The 17,793-nt window shown below is 69.9% G+C and carries 15 protein-coding genes; 9 read left to right on the top strand and 6 right to left on the bottom strand.

The features are described from left to right. Positions 1 to 13: 13 nt before the first annotated feature. From AB0A94_RS19895 to AB0A94_RS19880, 4 genes are all read right to left on the bottom strand, one after another. A complete protein-coding gene (locus AB0A94_RS19895; RefSeq protein WP_361745975.1) occupies positions 14 to 1,027 on the bottom strand; it encodes an EcsC family protein in 1,014 nt (337 codons plus the stop codon). Positions 1,028 to 1,172: 145 nt separating this feature from the next. Further along, complete coding sequence (locus AB0A94_RS19890; protein WP_361745973.1) at positions 1,173 to 1,820, bottom strand: hypothetical protein; 648 nt, start codon at positions 1,818 to 1,820, stop codon at positions 1,173 to 1,175. Positions 1,821 to 1,904: 84 nt separating this feature from the next. Further along, on the bottom strand, positions 1,905 to 2,540 hold the full coding sequence (locus AB0A94_RS19885) for a hypothetical protein (protein WP_361745971.1): 636 nt from the start codon (positions 2,538 to 2,540) through the stop codon (positions 1,905 to 1,907). A 133-nt stretch (positions 2,541 to 2,673) separates the two neighbouring features. Then, on the bottom strand, positions 2,674 to 3,186 hold the full coding sequence (locus tag AB0A94_RS19880) for a hypothetical protein (protein WP_361745969.1): 513 nt from the start codon (positions 3,184 to 3,186) through the stop codon (positions 2,674 to 2,676). Here AB0A94_RS19880 and AB0A94_RS19875 point away from each other — a divergent pair. From AB0A94_RS19875 to AB0A94_RS19850, 6 genes are all read left to right on the top strand, one after another. Beyond that, the gene (locus AB0A94_RS19875; RefSeq protein ID WP_361745967.1) at positions 3,185 to 3,385 is read left to right on the top strand and encodes a hypothetical protein; all 201 of its coding nucleotides are present in this window, start codon (positions 3,185 to 3,187) and stop codon (positions 3,383 to 3,385) included. The two genes, AB0A94_RS19880 and AB0A94_RS19875, sit on opposite strands and share 2 nt — an antisense overlap. 150 nt (positions 3,386 to 3,535) lie before the next feature. Continuing rightward, positions 3,536 to 5,683, top strand: a complete 2,148-nt coding sequence (locus AB0A94_RS19870; protein WP_361745965.1) for a hypothetical protein — start codon at positions 3,536 to 3,538, stop codon at positions 5,681 to 5,683. Positions 5,684 to 5,700: 17 nt separating this feature from the next. After that, complete coding sequence (locus AB0A94_RS19865; protein ID WP_361745964.1) at positions 5,701 to 7,323, top strand: class I SAM-dependent DNA methyltransferase; 1,623 nt, start codon at positions 5,701 to 5,703, stop codon at positions 7,321 to 7,323. 4 nt (positions 7,324 to 7,327) lie between these two features. Then, a complete protein-coding gene (locus tag AB0A94_RS19860; RefSeq protein ID WP_361745962.1) occupies positions 7,328 to 8,539 on the top strand; it encodes a restriction endonuclease subunit S in 1,212 nt (403 codons plus the stop codon). After that, positions 8,536 to 11,814 carry a type I restriction endonuclease subunit R gene (locus AB0A94_RS19855; protein ID WP_361745960.1) on the top strand — a complete coding sequence of 1,093 codons (3,279 nt, stop codon included), beginning with the start codon at positions 8,536 to 8,538 and terminating at the stop codon, positions 11,812 to 11,814. The genes AB0A94_RS19860 and AB0A94_RS19855 overlap by 4 nt, the downstream gene beginning before the upstream one ends. 79 nt (positions 11,815 to 11,893) lie before the next feature. Next, entirely contained in the window at positions 11,894 to 12,628 is a 735-nt protein-coding gene (locus tag AB0A94_RS19850; protein ID WP_361745959.1) for a hypothetical protein, read from the top strand. A 60-nt stretch (positions 12,629 to 12,688) separates the two neighbouring features. Here the strand turns inward: AB0A94_RS19850 and AB0A94_RS19845 are convergent, their stop codons facing one another. Further along, positions 12,689 to 12,889 (bottom strand): DUF397 domain-containing protein, encoded by a 201-nt coding sequence (locus AB0A94_RS19845; RefSeq protein ID WP_361745957.1) that lies wholly within the window; start codon positions 12,887 to 12,889, stop codon positions 12,689 to 12,691. Continuing rightward, the gene (locus AB0A94_RS19840) at positions 12,886 to 13,833 is read right to left on the bottom strand and encodes a helix-turn-helix transcriptional regulator (protein WP_361746137.1); all 948 of its coding nucleotides are present in this window, start codon (positions 13,831 to 13,833) and stop codon (positions 12,886 to 12,888) included. The genes AB0A94_RS19845 and AB0A94_RS19840 overlap by 4 nt, the downstream gene beginning before the upstream one ends. A gap of 150 nt (positions 13,834 to 13,983) precedes the next feature. Between AB0A94_RS19840 and AB0A94_RS19835 the strand changes: the two genes are divergently transcribed. The 3 genes from AB0A94_RS19835 (at position 13,984) to AB0A94_RS19825 (ending at position 17,714) form a co-directional block, all read left to right on the top strand. Then, positions 13,984 to 14,589, top strand: coding sequence for an ATP-binding protein (locus AB0A94_RS19835; RefSeq protein WP_361745955.1), 606 nt, complete (start codon positions 13,984 to 13,986; stop codon positions 14,587 to 14,589). A 219-nt stretch (positions 14,590 to 14,808) separates the two neighbouring features. Then, complete coding sequence (locus AB0A94_RS19830) at positions 14,809 to 17,250, top strand: AAA family ATPase (RefSeq protein ID WP_361745953.1); 2,442 nt, start codon at positions 14,809 to 14,811, stop codon at positions 17,248 to 17,250. Continuing rightward, positions 17,250 to 17,714 (top strand): hypothetical protein, encoded by a 465-nt coding sequence (locus AB0A94_RS19825; RefSeq protein WP_361745951.1) that lies wholly within the window; start codon positions 17,250 to 17,252, stop codon positions 17,712 to 17,714. Before AB0A94_RS19830 ends, AB0A94_RS19825 begins: the two co-directional genes overlap by 1 nt. The last annotated feature ends 79 nt before the right edge of the window (positions 17,715 to 17,793 follow it).

Here is a 17,793-nt window from a genome sequence, read left to right as displayed (position 1 = left end):
GACCGCGGCTCACTTACGTGGCGTCGGCCTGAGGGTCGTCGTCCCAGCCGGCCGCCAGCGCGGCCGGCAGCGGTAGTCCGTACTTGTCGCACAGGAACCGGGTCTGGCAGTACCGCTGGGCCTCGGTGGCCACTCTGCCGAGGACCGCGGAGTTCATGCCGGCACCGATGAGGACACCCACGACCGGCACGACCTTGGCGACGTTCTTGACGGGCACCCTGGAGCCGGCCGGACCCAGCTGCTTCATCAACTTCTCGAGAGCTGCCAGGAGACGGTGGTCGTTGCGGAGCTTCTGCGACCAGTTCACGCGTCCCTTGACCGCGCTCGCCGCCCGTGCGGTGTCACGCAGCGGCTTGGCTTTGGCCGCCTGTGCCATGAAGGACCGCTGTACCAGGTGCTGGATGAACTCCTGCTCCTTGGGGTCCTTGGCGTCGTAGCCGTAGGAGTACGCGATGCGCGCCGCTATCGACGTGCTCAGGACCTGGACGACCAGGATGTCCGCCGTCAGCGCGGTGAGGGTACCGGCGACGGGGACCATGGCCAGCAGACCCATGGCGCCGCCTTCGACCGCTCCGGTGGTCCGCCACTTGAGGGTGTTGCGGGTCAGCAGCCGGTCGCAGACCTTGAGGTCCTGCTGCCGCAGTTCGGTGAAACTGTCGATGTCGAGGCCCTGCTTGCGGGCGAGCTCCTCGACGCTCTTCGGGTCGTTGAGATCCATGGCCTTGTCGTTGACCAGCTCGAGCAACGCCGCCGCGCCTGCGAGCGCCGGCCGCAGGGCCGTGTCGGCGACCGCGTCGCCCGCGCGACGGATCGGTTCCGCGACCGCGTCCGGCACGGCGTCCTTGGCCCGTCTCGCGGCGTTCCCCGCGACCTCACCGGTGCGACTGAGCGCGGTGCTCGCCCAGTTCGGCAGCCCACGGCGGTCGTTGCGGCGCTGCCAGTGCTCGTTGAGCGCGTCCCACACCTGCCTCTCGTACTCGCTCATCGGGGGTGCGCCGTCGACGAGTGGGTCGGCGTGCGTGCTCATTGAGGTTCCCTTTCGCCTGTGATCGCTGGGCCCGCTGTGTCCTACCAGCTGACACATGGGTGAAGTACATCGTTCAGTGGCAAGTTCTGAAAGGTGGGGATGCGCGGGAAAGATGCGGAACAGTCGTCCCGAGCCGGTTGGCCGTTCAGTCGCCGAGGGTGAACGCGAGGCCGCCCGTGCGCAGTTCGTCCTCGGTCTGGGTGAGACCGCCGCGGTGGGAGACCTCGACCGTGTAGAACTTCGAGCCCGGCGTGATGTCGTCGACCGTGAAGGGGAACTCGCAGCCCAGCTCCGTCTTCTCGCCGAAGCCGAGGCTCCCCACGGCGACGAGGGTTCCGGCGGCGTCGGTGACGTTGACCTGGGCGCCGAAGTCGATGTCGGAGTAGCCACCCGTCCCGGAGCACAGCTCCTCGGGGTCCAGACCCGCGCCGATCCCGGCGACGGTGAGCGTCCCGTCGGTGCTGAAAGGCCCCTTCACGTCCTCGGTCAGCTCAGCGTTCGCGGAGGGTGAAGCGGACGCACCGGCTGCGGTCGCGTCGGTCTCGCTGCCACCGGCCAGTGACATCCCCGCCCAGCAGGCGCCCACCACGGCGGCCCCCAGACCGGCGCCGATCGCGAGGACGGCGCCGCGGGACAGCCGCGACCAGTGGGAGGCGGACGCGGCCGGCGGGTGGTCGGGCGGGGCGGGGAGCGGCTCGGTGGGCGCGGGGGCCGGTTCCTCGGCTGCGGCCCGGTCCGTTTCGGGGGCCTCGGCCGGGGGAGGGGTGTGCGGCTGCTGCTCGGGGGAGGACATCGCGGGACTTCCTTTCGGCACGAGGGCGCGGAGGTGTGAGGGAAGGTGTGACGGGAGGAGGGCGCGGCGAGCGGATACGGGGGCTCAGCCCCGGCCCCGCCGGTACTCGGCCAGCGCCCCGCTCGCCCAGAGCGGGACCAGCCGGGGTATCTCGGCCGCCGGGACCCGGCCGCGCACGGAGCGCAGGCCGAGCTTGGCCAGGGAGTCGGCGGCCTCGTTGAGCGGGTTGCCGGCGTGGGCCTTCTCGTGGACGAAGGTCAGATTGGGCGTGTACTCGGCGTACATCTGCAGCTTGACGAGGCTGGGCGTGCGGCCCTGCGAACGCAGCCGGGTCTCGTAGCCGTCCGGCATCCGGTAGCCGCCGCGCTGCCACTCGTGCAGGAGGTCCAGGGCGTCGAGGTTGTCGACGCGCACCTCGACCGGCCGTCCGGGGTGCGCGGCGAAGATCCGCCGCAGTCCCCAGTACACGGCTCGGAGTTCGGTGACGACGACACGGAAACGGGGTGTGGTGAGGTACTGCGGGTAGGCGTGGGCGCGCAGTCCGGTCTCGCCGGTGGTGGCGAGGTAGCCGGTGCCGACCTTGTCACCGGTGACGGAGGCGTCCGTGGCGAGGACGATCGGCGTCCGGGCGACGGCCTTGACCGTGCCGTCGAAGTGCACGTGCGGACGGCCCTTGAAGGTGGGACGGGGTGCGTGGGCGAGCGGGGAACGGCGGCCCATCGGCGGACCCTTCCTGTTCACGTCGGGCGGGTGGCGGAGGGGGAGGGAGGGGCGGGCGGTCCGTTCTCGGCGGGCCGCCCGCCCCGCGTCCGCCGCGTCCCCCCACGAGCGCGGCGGCGTGTGCGGCGGCCGGTCAGCCGACCTTGGTCCACTCCTGGCAGCCGTTGGTCTCGAAGTACTCGCCCTTGTTGACCGTCACCCGGCCCTGGCCCTGGAGGTTGTCGTTGGCGATGATCGCCCCGAACTCCCCGGAGGCGTCCTTGGTGCGCGCCCAGTAGCAGTTCTCGATGATGCTGCCCTTCTCGGGCCCGGCGGTCTTGTAGGTGCCGGCCTGCATGTCGTCGCCGACGAGGTACTGGCCGTCGCCCTCGACCGTGGTGGCCGCTCCGGGCTTCTTGGCGGGCTTCGGCGTGACGGTGACCTTCTCGGTGACCGTGGCGGCCGGCTCCGGTTCGGCGGCCTCGGCGGGCGCGGCCGCGGCCGCGGTCTCGGTGACGGTGACGGCCGGGGCGGGAGCGGCGGAGTCGTCCTTGCCGCCGGACTCCCCGTCGCCGCCGATGCCGGCGCCGATCACGAGGGCGACGAGCGCGGTCGCGCCGTGGGTCAGCCAGGCCTTGCGGCGCGACGGCTTCGACCCCGTCGGCATGCCCGCCGGAGGCTGCCCGGCACCGGCCGGCGGGACCGGCATCGGCGGTACGGCGCCCCAGCTCGGTGCGTTCCCGGAGTCGGCGGGCCCCGGGGTGCTGGGCGGGGTCGAGGGCGGGTGGCTCATCGCGGTGGTCCTCCGGTTCGGCGTCGTGGCGCTTGCTGATCACAAGGTGCCCGCCGTTCCGGTGGTGCGGTGAGAAGATCATTGATAACCCGTATTATCAGATGGATTTCCCTCCGAGTTCCGGCCTCGCTGTAGATTGCTGACGTCCGCCCACCGAAGAGGGGTGGACCACGAGGCGAGGAAGCCGGCCTCGGTGACCCGGGGGAGAGGGGGGACACGTCCGATGACGACGCACACGACCGCGCGGACGCCCTCCGCCATACTGCCCGAAACCCCGGCCTGGCGGATCACCTACGCCGAGATCGCCGCCCTCGCCCAGGTCAAGCGCCCGGTCCCCACCACCTGGGCCCGCCGCCACCCCGACTTCCCCGCGCCCGTCGCCCACGAGGACGGACGCCCCCTGTTCGACGCCCGCGCCGTCGTCGACTGGCTCGCCTCCACCGGCCGCGGCAACACCGAACCCCGCCGGCTCCGCGCCGAGCTCGCCCTGCACACCCTGGCCGCCTGGCGCACCCCGGCCCTGCCCGCGTCCGTCCTGCTCGGCGCGCTGACCTCCCTGGTCTGCCTGCACCAGCAGCTCGACGCCCCCGTCGCCGACGGCCGCCCCTGGCACACGCTCCTGGAACGGGCCGCCGACCTCGACCCCGACGACCGCTTCCTCCTCTCCGAACTGCGGGCCCTGCCCGACCCCGACCGCACCGGCCCGGCCCTCGCCCACCTCGCCGACGAACTGATCGACGCCGCCTACAACCCCGCCGAGGCCTTCGACTGGATCCTCCAGGCCCGCCACCGCCTCGGCTCCCACGACCCGGCCGCCGACGGGCCCACCCCGGCCGTGGTCCGCGCCCTCGCCGCGTTCTCCGGGATCGACACCCTCGACGAGGGCGCGGTGATCGCCGTCCCGCACGCCTGCTCCGGTGACCTTCCGGCCGCCCTGCACGACCGCGCCGCCGAGGACTCCGGCCACGTCTACCTCGCCGCCGACCCCGACCCGGCCCGCGTGCGCCTGGTCCGCCGGCGGATGCTGGTGCGCGGGGTGTACGAGTTCCGGCTCGACGTCGTCGAGGGCGAGGAACTGACCGCCGAAGAGGACGAGTGGGGCTCCCCGCACCTCCTCGTCTGCGCCCTGCCCTACGAGGCCGCCGAGACCCGCGACGCGAAGGCGGTCCTGGACCAGGTGGCCGCCCTCACCGACTACCTCGACACCGGAGCCACCGCCGTCGTCCTCGGTCCCGCCGACGTCCTCACCGGCCCCCTCGCCCGGCACGGCGACGCCGACCGCCTGCGCCGCTCCTTCCTGAAGCCCGGTTTACTCAAGGCGGCGATCAGCCTCCCCGACGGCGCCTACGCCTACCGCCCCGGCTACCGCACGGCGGTCTGGATCCTCGCCCGCGTCCCCGAGGAGCAGCGCACCGGCCGCGTCCTCCTCGCCGACTACTCCGCCCGGCCGCTCACCGAGCCGGTCCTCGAGGCCCTCGCCGAGGACCTCGCCATCTGGCGCGCTTCCGGCTGGACCCCCGACCCGCGCCACGAACCGCGCCACGCCGCCATCGTCCACGGCACCGACCTGGACGGCAGCCCCGGCGCCGCGTTCACCCCGCAGCACCGCACGCCCGCGTCCCGACACCTGCGGACGGTGGTGGAACGCCCGGCGGTCATCGCGGACCTGGAGCGTCGCCTGGGGGAGCTCCACGAACGTTCGCGTGCCGGTGAACTCCGGCTGCACGCCCAGGCGGAACTGCGTCCCGAGAACCAGCCGGTACGCCGTACGTCCGTCGGCCGCCTCCTGCGCGCCCGTCGCCTGCGCCGCCGCCCCGGCCACCGCTTCGCCCCCGAACACCTCACCCCCGAGGGCCACTACACGGTCCTCACCCCCGAGGAAATCCTCGGCACCGCCCGCATCGGCGGCCGTCGCATGGACCGGGGCATCCTGCTCACGGCGTACGAGCACGCCCAGTTCACCGAACCCGGGGACCTGGTCGTCACCGCCCACCCGCACTTCGGCGTGTACGTCGACGTGGAAGGCGTCTCGCTGGTCGCGGCGCCGGCCCGCATCCTGCGCGTGCATCCCGACGCTGATCCTCCGGTACGGCCCCGGGTGCTGGCGGCGCTGCTACGGGCGGCGGCGGGGGAGCACGCCCGCACCAGCGGCGCGGTGCGCGCCTCCCGCCGCATCGAGGACCTGGTCGTCCCCGACCTGAGCAGCGCCGAGGCCGACCTGTACGAGGCCGTCCTCGCCGAGATCGAGAGCCGGGCGGCGTTACTGCGCGAGCAGACGGCCGCGCTCGACGACCTGACCCGCGTGATGGCGGCCGGCATGACCGACGGCACGCTCACCATCCAGGCACTCCCGCAAACCGATGCCCACTGAAGGAGACGGCCCACCCGATGGCTGCAAGTAAAGGAAAGCCCGCCGATCAGGCGGAGCTGTTCAGCGCCTCCACCGCCAAGGAGATCCAGGACATCCTCTGGAAGGCGGCCGACAAGCTCCGCGGCTCCATCGACGCCGCCCAGTACAAGGAGTTCGTGCTCGGCCTGATCTTCCTGAAGTACGTGTCGGACGCCTTCGAGGAGCGCCGCACCGAGCTGGCCAAGGAACTCGCCGAGGACGGCATCTCCGAAGACCAGATCGGCGACTTCCTGGAGGACCGCGACGAGTACACCGGCGCGCACGTCTTCTGGGTCCCGGAGACCGCCCGCTGGTCCTGGATCGCCGCGAACGCCAAGGCCCAGGGCGTCGGCAAGCTCCTGGACGAGGCGATGGACGCCATCATGCGGGAGAACGCTTCCCTCACCGGTGTCCTCCCCAAGATCTTCAACCAGGACCGCGTCGATCAGAAGCGCCTTGCTGAACTCGTCGACCTCATCAGCGACGCCCGCTTCGGTGGCAGTGGGGACAAGCCGGCGCAGGATCTGCTGGGTGAGGTGTACGAGTACTTCCTCGGCAACTTCGCGCGGGCGGAGGGTAAGCGGGGCGGCGAGTTCTACACGCCGAGCTCCGTCGTCCGACTGATCGTGGAGATCCTGGAGCCGTACGAGGGGCGGGTGTACGACCCGGCGTGCGGCTCGGGCGGCATGTTCGTGCAGGCCGCCAAGTTCATCGAGGCGCACCGGGGACGCGGCCACAAGACCGACATCTCCGTCTACGGCCAGGAGCTCAACGAGCGCACCTGGCGCCTGGCCAAGATGAACCTCGCCATCCACGGCATCGACGGCAACCTCGCCTCCCGCTGGGGCGACACCTTCGCCGACGACAAGCACCCGGACCTCAAAGCCGACTTCGTCATGGCCAACCCGCCCTTCAACATCAAGGACTGGGCGAGGGACGAGACGGACCCGAGGTGGAAGTACGGGGTTCCGCCGAAGAACAACGCCAACTATGCGTGGCTTCAGCACATGATCTCCAAGCTGGGGGAGAAGGGCACGGCTGGCATCGTCCTGGCCAACGGCTCGATGAGCTCGCAGTCCAGCGGAGAGGGCGAGATCAGGCAGGCCCTGATCGAGGCCGACCTGGTGGCGTGCATGGTGGCGCTGCCCTCGCAGCTCTTCCGCACGACCCAGATCCCGGCCTGCCTGTGGTTCCTGTCCAGGGACAAGTCCCCGCAGGGTGTACGGCGGTTGGACGACCGGCGGGGAGAGATCCTCTTCATCGACGCCCGCGCGATGGGTGAGATGGTCGATCGCACGGAGCGAGTCTTCTCGGATGTCGACCTCAAGAAGATCGCCGACACCTACCACGCGTGGCGCGGTACGAAGTCAGCGCGTGAGTCAGGGCTGACCTACGAGGACGTACCGGGCTTCTGCTATTCGGCGGACCTGGAGAAGGTCCGGGAGCACGGGTACGTGCTGACGCCGGGGCGGTATGTGGGAGCGGTCGAGGCGGAGGAGGAGGACGCGGAGGCTGTCGCCGAGCGGATCATCAAGCTGACGGAGGAGTTGTACGAGCTGTTCGACAAGTCGGCGGAGCTGGAGAAGACGGTGCGTGAGCAACTTGGGAGCCTCAGTGCGTGAATGGGTGAGCATCAAACTCGGCGATGTCTTGAAGGTGCACCACGGCTTCGCCTTCTCTGGTGATGGAATGACCGACGATCTGAGTGGTCGCCCCATTGTCGTCAGCATTGGAAACTTCAACTATACGGGTGGGTTTCGTTTTGAGTCCACGCGTGTGCGTGAATTTCGCGGAGAGTACCCCAAAGAGTTTAATCTCACGCCGGGTGATCTTTTGGTTGTCATGACCTGTCAGACATCGGGAGGGGAAATTCTTGGCATTCCTGGAATCATCCCGAATGATGGGATGACATATCTGCATAATCAGCGAATCGGTCGCGTCGAGGTTGTCGCAGACCGCCTTCACAAGAGATTTGCCTACTACCTATTCTTGACTGCTGAGGTCAACCGCCAGCTCTTCAGTACAGCGTCGGGAACTAAGATTCTCCACACATCTCCGGGGCGTATCGAAGACGTAGAATGCCGCATTCCGCCTCTTCGGGAACAGGCTAGGATCGCCACAGTGCTCGGTGTGCTGGATGACAAGATCGCCGTCAACGAGCGCATCGCGGCTACTGCTATCGGCCTGGCTGATACGCAGTTCCTCCGGGCGGTTAATGGTCTTCAGTTCGGTGAGGAAACCTTCGGCTCTGTCGCTACGGTCGTTGGCGGGGGAACTCCGAGCACGAAGGTGGACGAGTACTGGGGCGGGGACGTTTGTTGGACTACACCCTCTGACGTGACGGCCCTTGCGTCCCCGTATCTCTTCGAGACGAGCCGAAAGATCACGGAGATTGGTCTCGAAAATTGTGCGTCCCAGCTCTACCCCGCGCAATCGATCTTTATGACTTCGCGCGCTACTATCGGCGCTTTCGCACTGCCGCAGGTACCTGCTGCCGTGAACCAGGGGTTCATTGTGGTGCTGCCTCCGACCGACGAGATGCGCTGGTGGCTCTTGCACGAGATGCGTTCCCGCGTGGACGAGATGGTCAGTCTGTCCAACGGCTCCACCTTCCTGGAGCTCAGCCGGAAGAACTTCAAGGCCATGCGAATCCGATTGCCACACGCGACGGAGGTGGCGGCGTTTTCCCAGAAGGTCGGGCCACTCCATGCTGCTGCTGCCCACGCCGCCAAAGAAAATCACGCCCTCGCCGCCCTCCGCGACACCCTCCTCCCCCAACTCATGTCCGGCCGCATCCGCGTCAAGGACGCCGAGAAGATTGTCGAGGACGCCACATGACAGCAGCGCCCCACGGCGGAAACGAGCCCGCCGACAGAACCCACCGCCGCCCCACCGAAGCCGACTGGGAGCTGCTCGCCCTCGACGAGCTGGCCGAGTTGGCCTGGCAGCCGGCCTCCGGTAACGCGTTCGCGCCCGGTTCCGACCACCGGAAGTCCTGGGACGACCTGATCCTCTACCCGGACCTCCAGGAGGCGATCGAGCGGCTGAACCCGGACCTCCCCCCGGACGCCGTCCGCGAGGCCGTGGCGACCGCCGCCACCCCCGGCTCCCAGGACACCTACGAGGAGAACCGGGCCGCCCACCGCCACCTCACCACCGGCATCCGGTCCGTCACCTACACCGACTCCCACGGCGCCGAGCACAACCCCACCATCCGCCTCCTCGACCTGGCCGACCCGGACGCCAACACCTACCGCGCTCTCAACCAGGTCACCGTGATCGACGGCGACAGGAACCGCCGCTTCGACGTCATCCTCTACGTCAACGGCCTGCCCCTCGCCGCCATCGAGCTGAAGCGCGCCGGCGACGAGGACGCGACGCTCCAGACGGCCCACGCCCAGGTGGCGCGGTACGTGCAGGAGTTCCCGACCGCCTTCCGCTACAACGCGGTCGTCCTGCTCTCCGACGGCATCACCGCGAAGTACGGCACCCCGTTCACGCCGTACGAGCACTTCGCCCCCTGGAACACGGACGAGTTCGGCGCCCGCGTCGACCCGCTGACCGCCGACGGGTTCTCGGAGTCGGGGCAGAACCTGGCGCTGCACGGCCTGTTCACCCAGTCCCGCTTCCTCGAACTGATCCAGTCCTTCATCAACTTCGTCCCGTCCAAGCGGATGAAGCGCATCGCGAAGCCGCACCAATACCACGCGGTCACCCGCGCCGCCGACGCCGTCCGCACGGCCTCGGCGAGCGACGGCAAAGCCGGCGTCGTCTGGCACACCCAGGGCTCCGGCAAGTCGGAGGAGATGGTCCTCACCACGACCATGGTGATGCGGGACCCGGCCCTGCTGAACCCCACCGTCGTGGTCGTCACCGACCGCACGGACCTCGACGACCAGCTCTACTCGACGTTCCAGGAGAGCGAGATCCTCCCGGAGACGCCGAAGCAGGTCGTCACCCGCGCCGAACTCCGGGAGGAGCTCGCGGCGAAGAGGACGGGAGGGATCCTCTTCACCACGCTCCAGAAGTTCGGCAAGACCAAGGAGGAGCGGGAGTCGGGCACCGACCACCCGATGCTCTCCGACCGCCGGAACATCGTCGTGATCGTCGACGAGGCCCACCGCAGCCACTACGACGACCTCAACGGCCTCGCCCGCCACCTGCGCGACGCGCTCCCGCACGCCACGCTGCTCGCCTTCACCGGCACCCCGATCTCGGAGGCCGACCGCAACACCCGCGAGGTGTTCGGCGACTACATCGACGTCTACGACCTCAAGCGGGCCGCCGACGACGGCGCGACCGTGAAGGTCTACCACGAGAGCCGCGTGATCCAGCTCGTCCTGGACCGCGACGTCGACCCGACCACCATCGACGAGGAGGCCGACCGGATCACCGACGGCCTCGACGACACCGAGCGCCGCCGCGTCGAACAGGCCGTGGCGACGATGAACGCCATGTACGGCGCACCGGCCCGCATACGCGACCTCGCGGCCGACCTGGTGGAGCACTGGGAGGCCCGCCGGGAGCGGATGAAGCCGTTCGTCGGCGCCTCCGAGTCGGGCGGGGCGCCCGGCAAGGCGATGGTGGTGTGCGCGACCCGCGAGATCTGCGTCCGCGTCTACGACGCACTGCGCGAACTGCGCCCCGAGTGGCACAGCGACGAGTTCGAGAAGGGCACGATGAAGATCGTCTTCTCCTCGAACTCCCGCAAGGACTCGGACGCCCTGCTCGCCCACGCCCTGACCGACAGCCGCCGCAAGACGGTCATCAACCGGGCCAAGGACCCCGACGACGAGCTGGAACTGCTCATCGTCAACAACATGCTGCTGACCGGCTTCGACGCCCCGCCGATCCACACCATGTACCTGGACCGGCCGCTCAAGGGCGCCAACCTGATGCAGGCCCTGGCCCGCGTCAACCGCCGCTTCCGCGGCAAGGAGGACGGCCTCCTCGTCGGCTACGCCCCGCTGACGGAGAACCTCCAGCGGGCCATCGCCGAGTACACCGAGGCCGACCAGCGCGACCGCACCCTCGGCCAGGACGTCGAGCGCGCACTGGACGAGCTGCGCAACGAGTACGACATCCTCACCGGCATCCTCCGCGGCTTCGCGTGGGAACCCCTGCTCGACCGCCCCGGCCCTCGCGCCTTCGTCGACGCGGCCCTGAAGACCGCCAACCACCTGCGCGACCCCCGCACCAAGGGCAACGACCCCGACCTGCTCGACGACCCGCGCCAGACCCTGGGCCGCCGCTTCCGCGACCACGCCTACCGGCTGGAGCGCTTCTGGGCGCTGGCGGGCAGCTCGAAGGAGGTGGGGGAGCGGTTCGCGGACACGCCGGCCTGGAAGCGGCACATCCAGTTCTTCGTCGAGGTCCGCGCCTACATGGCCAAGCTGGACGCCATGGAGCGCGAGGCACGCGGCCTCCCCGTGGCCCGCGACGTCGAGCTGTACCTCTCCCAGCTCACGTCGTCCGTCGTGGAGACGGGCGGAGTGACGGACCTCTTCGCCGAGGCCGGACTGGAGACCGCCGACCTCACCCACCTCACCGACGCGCTCGTCGCCCAGCTCCAGCAGAGCGACACCCCGCACCTGGCGGCCGAGGCGCTGCGGCGGCTCGTCGAGCGGAAGATGCGCGAGGTCACCCGGCACAACATCGTCCGGCAGACCACGTTCTCCGAACGCCTCCAGGATCTGATGGTGCGCTACATGCGCCAGCAGTACACCAGCGCCGAACTCATCGCCAAGCTGGTGGAGATGGCCAAGGACGTCATGGCCGACGCCAACCGGGGCGAGAAGTTCGACCCGCCCCTGAACTGGCGCGAACTCGCCTTCTACGACGCCGTCGCCGACCACGGCACGGCCCGCTCGCTCATGGGCGACGAGGTCCTGGCGGGCATCGCCCGCGAACTGGTCGCCGAGGTCCGCCGCCAGCTCAAGCCCGACTGGATCGCCCGCGAGTCCGTCCGCGCCCGCCTGCGCAGCACCATCAAGCGCCTCCTGGCCCGCAACAACTACCCGCCGGACCAGCAGAAGGACGCCATCGACCTGGTCCTCCGCCAGATGGAGCACTTCGCCAACGAGTGGTCCGTGAACGGTGTGCCGAACGACTGACGTGGTCCAACGAACCGTCTCAACCCAGGGGGTTACTGTGAGTGAGTTATCCGAGCTGGTTGCCAAGCTGGAGCGGCAGGTGCGTGAGGCGGAGGAGGCGCACCGCATCGCCAACAGCGTGTGGGACGCCTGCGAGGAGCAGCTCGACGAGATCCGGCACGTCTCTTCCGCCCTCTCCGAGCTCAGCTGGGAGCTGGACGGGTACATCGCGGACTGTGACTACTCGGCTGTGGAGCGCGTGGCGTACGAGATCCGCGGGGCCACCGACGCCGACCGGCTACTGCCCGTACTTCGCCAGGTCCTCCTGCTCCGAGCACTCCGAGACGGCGACACGCCCCCGGATCCGGCGGCGATCGAGTCGTTGCCCGAGTTGCCTGCCGAAGAGGCGGCGCACCCCATCCTCACCCGGGAAGAACTGCTGCGTGACTCCCAGAAGGAACTTGAGGAACGAGAGGCGTCACTCCGGCAGATCTGGTGCGACGAAGGTGACGAGGCCGACCTGGAGGACGCCCTTCACGAAGCGCGCACGGAGGCCGTCCAGGACCGGGCGACCCGCGCGGGGCGGCATCTCATGAAACTGTGCGAGTACATCGCCGAGGAACTCTGCCCTGAGCTCGTGACCAGCACCGAGAACGGGAACATCCAGGAAGCGCTCAAGGCGCTCGCGGCCATGGACGCTGCCGGCAAGGAGGCGGAACCGGCGTACAAGGTCTATGAAGTGGCGCTCTCGGAGCAGTACGAGAAGAGTCCTTCTTCGCTGGGAGCCGTAGGCGAGCACCTCATGTTGTTCGAAAGCTGGCTTGGTACCCAGTAGGTGTCGAGGGCCCTGCCGACCGAGATCCAGGTCGGCAGGGCCCTCACGACTGTACGAGCGTCAGACGCGCTGCTCCGACGAGGCCAGCCCGACGAAACCCGCCCACGCCTCCCGCGAGACCGTGAGCATGGGGCCGGCCTTAGCCTTCGAGTCCCGGACGTGCACAACTGCCGAGGCGGGAGCGACCTCTACGCACTGGCCGCCTTCGGTGTCGCTGTAGCTGCTCTTGAACCAGATGAGTGTGGACTCGGCGGTGTTCATAGCTCTCCCAGCAACCTCTCGATGAACTGCGCAGACTCTCGCGGTCTGAGGGCCTGTGATCGGATGATCCCATAGCGTGCGGCGGCGAGAACCGTGTGTTCCGTGTCCGCTTCGAGTGTGCTGGTGGCGTGGGCCTCGGAGTAGACGAATTTCTTGCCGTCCTTCCGAGTCACGACTGTGAACGGCCCGTTCACGCCTGCGTTCTCTTCGCAGTTGAGTGGCATGACCTGGATCTCGACGTTTCGCTTCTGCCCCAGCAGAAGGAGGTGCTCCAACTGGCCGCGTAGTACGCCTGCGCCGCCGTAGCGCTGCCGCAGCACTGCCTCAGTCATGACGAAGCCCAGTAGCGGAGCGGGTTGCCGGTCGAAGATGTCCTGCCTGGCCAGCCGAGCGGTTACCCGTTGATCGATGGTTTCCTGCGTCAGGGGCGGACGCCGCATGCCAAGCAGCGCCCGCATATAGTCCTCGGTCTGGAGAAGGCCGTTGACGATGAGCGCGTCGTACATCAACAGCTCGATGCACTCCTTCTCCAGCCCTGCCATCCCCCGGAATCGGACCGGATACTGAGCCCGCTCCACCTGCTCCTTCCACAGGCACAGCAACCCGCCCGCCCCCAGCACCTCGTCCGCCCGCTCGATCGTCCTCGGCGTCGGAATCCTCCGCCCCTGCTCGAACGACGCGATGGTGGACGCCGAGTACCCGAGCCGCCGACCGAACTCCTCGCGCTCCAGCCCTTCCCGCACCCGCAGCGTCTTCATGGTCTGCCCGAACGCGACCACGACACCCCGCCCGGCCTCGTCCTCCGGCCGCCGCCCGGCACCGTCGTCGCTCTCCCACCCGTCCCCGAGACTCACGACCGCCGCACTCGCACCGCCGCCGTCGCCGTTCTCACGCTCCCCGGGAACCGCCTCGGCCCCGGCCTCCGCACCCGCGCGCTCCGCCATGTCCACCACCGCCTTCTCTCGCTCAACGCCCCCGCAAGGGACGCCGTCACGGCGCGCAGCTCCGACACGCGCGTACAACACGGGTACAGCCGTCCCCTGTCGCTGCGTCACCACTGGTCACGCTACGCGACCGACGGGAGCGTGAGGGGCTTGACGACGAAACCCATCAATCCCACCGACACCACCCAACCCGCCACTCCCCACACCTCCTTGAAGGCACCCTCGCCACCGGGCCCCGCCTTCGAGATGCGCTTCACCTCCACACCGCGCGGCGCCCGTCTCGCCCGTCGTCTCGCGGCCGTCCGGCTGGACGCGTGGGGCATCCCGTACGGCACCGACCCGCACGACGCGATCGTGCTGATCGTCGCCGAGCTCACCGCGAACGCCGTGAGCCACGGCCACGTCCCCGGCCGGGACTTCCACCTCCACCTCCACGCCACCCCCGACGGCCGCACCGTACGCGTCGAGGTCACCGACACCCGCACCGAACGCCACCCCCACCGCCCCACCGCTCCGGAGGAGGCCGACGGCACCGACGAGACCGGCCGCGGACTGCTCCTCGTCTCGCAGCTCGCGACCCGCTGGGACTGGCACCCGCGCCCGGACGGTCCGGGCAAGACCGTCTGGGCGGAGTACGAGCAGGTACGCGCCGCTCTGCGGGAGTGGAACGGCTGTGACCCCGGTGTGCGCGAGCAGGCCGCGCCGGACGCCGGGTTGGACAGGCGGATTGGTGAGGCGAGAGGGCGAAGCAACTGATCATCGAGGCGGGCGAACCGGCACCCTCCCCGCCTCGAATGATCACTCTGCGGTCATCAACTGCCTTGATAACCACCGTTATCAGAAAGGAGAGGCCACACTGCTCCCGCCTGTGCCTACGGTTCCGTCCGTCGACAGGTACCCCAACGGTTCGGCCGCCCCCGGTGCCTGTCGGTGCTCGCCCCTTTCCACCTCAGTACGGAAATCACGGGAGACACCATGGACGACGCGACGGACCGGACCCCCGACAACGCCCTGCCCCTGCCCGAACTCGTCGAGGCCCGCCTGGCCGGCGACCGCAAGCTGTCCGCCCCGGCGAAGGCCCTCGTCCGCGAGGCGTTCGGCGACTCAGAGAACACCGAAGGCAGCCCCCGGCCCTCCGCGGGCCCCGTCTACCTGGGGAACATCGCGGTCACCGGCTTCCGCGGCGTCGGTTCCAAGGCACTGCTCAAGCTGAAGCCCAAGCCCGGCGTCACCCTCGTCGTCGGACGCAACGGCTCCGGCAAGTCGAGCCTCGCCGAGGCGATCGAGACCCTGTTCACCGGCACCAACGCCCACTGCGCAGGCCAGCACCCCAGCCACGCCGTCCGCTGGCGCAACCTGCACCAGGGCGAACGGACCGTCGTCGAGGCCAAGTTGACCGTCGAGGGCGACCCGTCGCCGAGCACCCTCACCCGCTCCTGGACCGGTGACGCCTTCACCGACTCCGAGGCCGTGCTCAGGCGGCCGGGACACGGCACCGTGCCGCTGGAGCAGACCGGCTGGGAGCGGGCGACCCGCGCCCACCGCCCCTTCCTGTCCTACGCCGACCTGGACAACCTGATCAACGGCAAGCCGTCCGAGATGTACGACAACATCGCCGCGATCCTCGGCCTCGACGCCCTCAACGCCGCCGCGCGGCGGCTGACGGCCGCGAAGAAGGAACTCGACGCCGTCGTCAGCGCCGCGAAGGACAGGAAGCCGCTCCTGCACGCGGCCCTGGAGGAGGCCGGGCACGACGACCGGGCGCTCAAGGCGCTGGTGGCGATGGAGGAGAAGGGCGGACCCGACCACGCCGTGCTCGACGCCCTGATCGCCGGCGCGCCCACGGCCGACGAGGGCCGGCTGCGGGAGGCACGGCTGGAGGCCGCCGCCGAGACCGAGAGCCCCGACCTGCACCGGGTCGGCGCCGCCGTTGACGCGCTGCGGAACGCCGTCGCCGCCGTCGACGACCTAAAGGGCACCGCGGCCGCCGACGCCCACAGCAGGGCCGAACTGCTCCGGGCGGCCCTCGGCCACAGCGACCGCCACGCCGACGACACGGCCTGCCCGGTCTGCGGCACGGAACAGGCCCTGGACCGGGAGTGGGCCGCGCGCGCCGAGGCGCAGATCGCCGCCCTCCTGCGCGAGGCCGAGGCCGTACGCGAGGCCGAGGCCCGCCTGCGGACCGCGACCCGCGCCCTGCACGACCTGGTCGTCCCGCCCCGGGAGATCCCGGCCGCGCTCGCCGAACCGTGGCAGGCCTGGAGCGACTGCCGGCGGATCACCGACCCCGTCGAACTCGCCGAGCGCGCGCTGAAGGCGGCGGTGACGCTGACGGACGCGTGCGCGATCGTGGCCGGGGCGGCGCGCGAGGAACTGGCGGCCATGGACGAACGCTGGCACGCCGTCGTCGGCCTCCTCGCCGAGTGGATGAACCTCTCCCGGGAAGCCGAGACCGCCAAGCCCCGCCGGACGGAGGTCAGTGCCGCCCTCAACTGGATCAAGAAGCTCACGACCGAGATCCGCGACCTGCGCGTCGACGCCTTCGCCGGCCACACTCAGCGGATCTGGGAGAAGCTGCGCCAACAGAGCAGCGTCGACCTGACCCACGTCGGCCTGCACGGCAGCGAGAAGGCGACCGTCCGCAAGCTGGTCATGGACGTCACCGTCGACGACACCGAGGCCTCCGCCCTCGGCGTCATGAGCCAGGGTGAACTGCACTCGCTCGCCCTCTCCCTGTTCCTGCCCCGTACCGCCACGGCCGACAGCCCCTTCGGCTTCGTCGTCATCGACGACCCCGTGCAGTCCATGGACCCGGCGAAGGTCGACGGCCTGGCCCAGGTGCTCGACGAACTCGGCCGTGACCGGCAGGTCGTCGTCTTCACCCACGACACCCGCCTCCCGCACGCCTTCCGCAGCCAGGGCCTGCCCGTGACCGTGCTCAGGGTGGAGCGCGGCGAGAAGTCCAAGGTGCACGTCACCTGCGACACCGACCCGGTCAAGGAGGCCGTCGACAACGCCATGGCCCTCGCCCGGACCGAGAACTGCTCCGAGACGGCCCTGCGCCACGTCCTGCCGTCCCTGTGTCGCGAGGCCCTGGCGACGGCGATCGTCGAGGCGGCCTGGCTCCGCCGGAACCGCACCGGCCTCCCCGCCGACCGCCTCCAGTACGCCATCGACGCGACCGAACGGCTCGTCCCCCTCGCGTCCCTCGCCCTCTTCGACGACGGCCTCGTCCACCCCGACGAGGAGGTCCGCGACCGCCTCCGCGCCCTCTACGGCAACGAGTGCACGACCCTCATCCACCAGTGCCAGCAGGGCGCCCACCCCGGCGGCTTCCTCCCGCAGGACCCGGTCGCCTTCGTCCGGAGGGTCGAGGCCCTCGCCGCCCGCATCCGCACCCCGGAGGTGAACGCCTGATGCCCGCCACCCGCACCGGCACCGACACCGTCACCGCCCTCCTCGCGACCGCCGACGACCTCCTCACCGAGGACCTGGACGGCGACGGCCCGCTGACCCCGGCGGGCCGCGACCGCGGCGCGGCCTACGCCCTCCGCATCGCCCTGGAAGCAGCCGTCGACGCGGCCCTCGCGGCCGAGGAGACCGGACTCGGCGGACTCCGCAGCATGCGCGCGAAACTGCTCTGCCTCCACCACTACGCCGGTCCCGCCCAGGCCCGCCGCGCCCATGCCCTCTGGAACCGGCTCAGCGCGGCCTGCAAGTACCACCACGACGAACTCGGCCCGACCCACGCCCAGGTGCACACCTGGCGGGCAGCCGTCGGAGCCCTCGTCACGGAACTCACCACGTCCGGAACGGCCGTGGAGTTCCCGCAGCAGAAGGGCGGCGGGATACCGCTCCCCGCGGACGCGCCGACGTGCTGAACGGACGCGCGTACCACGGGAACGGTGACCACCGGGCCTGACCTGCTGGCACTTCGTACGACGTGATAGTCCTGTGAAG

The organism is Streptomyces sp. NPDC044984 (assembly GCF_040646935.1).
Lineage (GTDB): Bacteria > Actinomycetota > Actinomycetes > Streptomycetales > Streptomycetaceae > Streptomyces.
Note: the sequence above shows the minus strand (reverse complement) of the source record. Positions and strands in the feature narration are given on the sequence as shown.

Coding starts and splice junctions, on each gene's coding strand:
- AB0A94_RS19845 (WP_361745957.1), bottom strand. CDS start 12,889: ATGAACACCGCCGAGTCCACACTCATCTGGTTCAAGAGCAGCTACAGC.
- AB0A94_RS19895 (WP_361745975.1), bottom strand. CDS start 1,027: ATGAGCACGCACGCCGACCCACTCGTCGACGGCGCACCCCCGATGAGC.
- AB0A94_RS19840 (WP_361746137.1), bottom strand. CDS start 13,833: ATGGCGGAGCGCGCGGGTGCGGAGGCCGGGGCCGAGGCGGTTCCCGGG.
- AB0A94_RS19870 (WP_361745965.1), top strand. CDS start 3,536: ATGACGACGCACACGACCGCGCGGACGCCCTCCGCCATACTGCCCGAA.
- AB0A94_RS19890 (WP_361745973.1), bottom strand. CDS start 1,820: ATGTCCTCCCCCGAGCAGCAGCCGCACACCCCTCCCCCGGCCGAGGCC.
- AB0A94_RS19880 (WP_361745969.1), bottom strand. CDS start 3,186: ATGCCGACGGGGTCGAAGCCGTCGCGCCGCAAGGCCTGGCTGACCCAC.
- AB0A94_RS19830 (WP_361745953.1), top strand. CDS start 14,809: ATGGACGACGCGACGGACCGGACCCCCGACAACGCCCTGCCCCTGCCC.
- AB0A94_RS19865 (WP_361745964.1), top strand. CDS start 5,701: ATGGCTGCAAGTAAAGGAAAGCCCGCCGATCAGGCGGAGCTGTTCAGC.
- AB0A94_RS19855 (WP_361745960.1), top strand. CDS start 8,536: ATGACAGCAGCGCCCCACGGCGGAAACGAGCCCGCCGACAGAACCCAC.
- AB0A94_RS19825 (WP_361745951.1), top strand. CDS start 17,250: ATGCCCGCCACCCGCACCGGCACCGACACCGTCACCGCCCTCCTCGCG.
- AB0A94_RS19875 (WP_361745967.1), top strand. CDS start 3,185: ATGCCCGCCGGAGGCTGCCCGGCACCGGCCGGCGGGACCGGCATCGGC.
- AB0A94_RS19885 (WP_361745971.1), bottom strand. CDS start 2,540: ATGGGCCGCCGTTCCCCGCTCGCCCACGCACCCCGTCCCACCTTCAAG.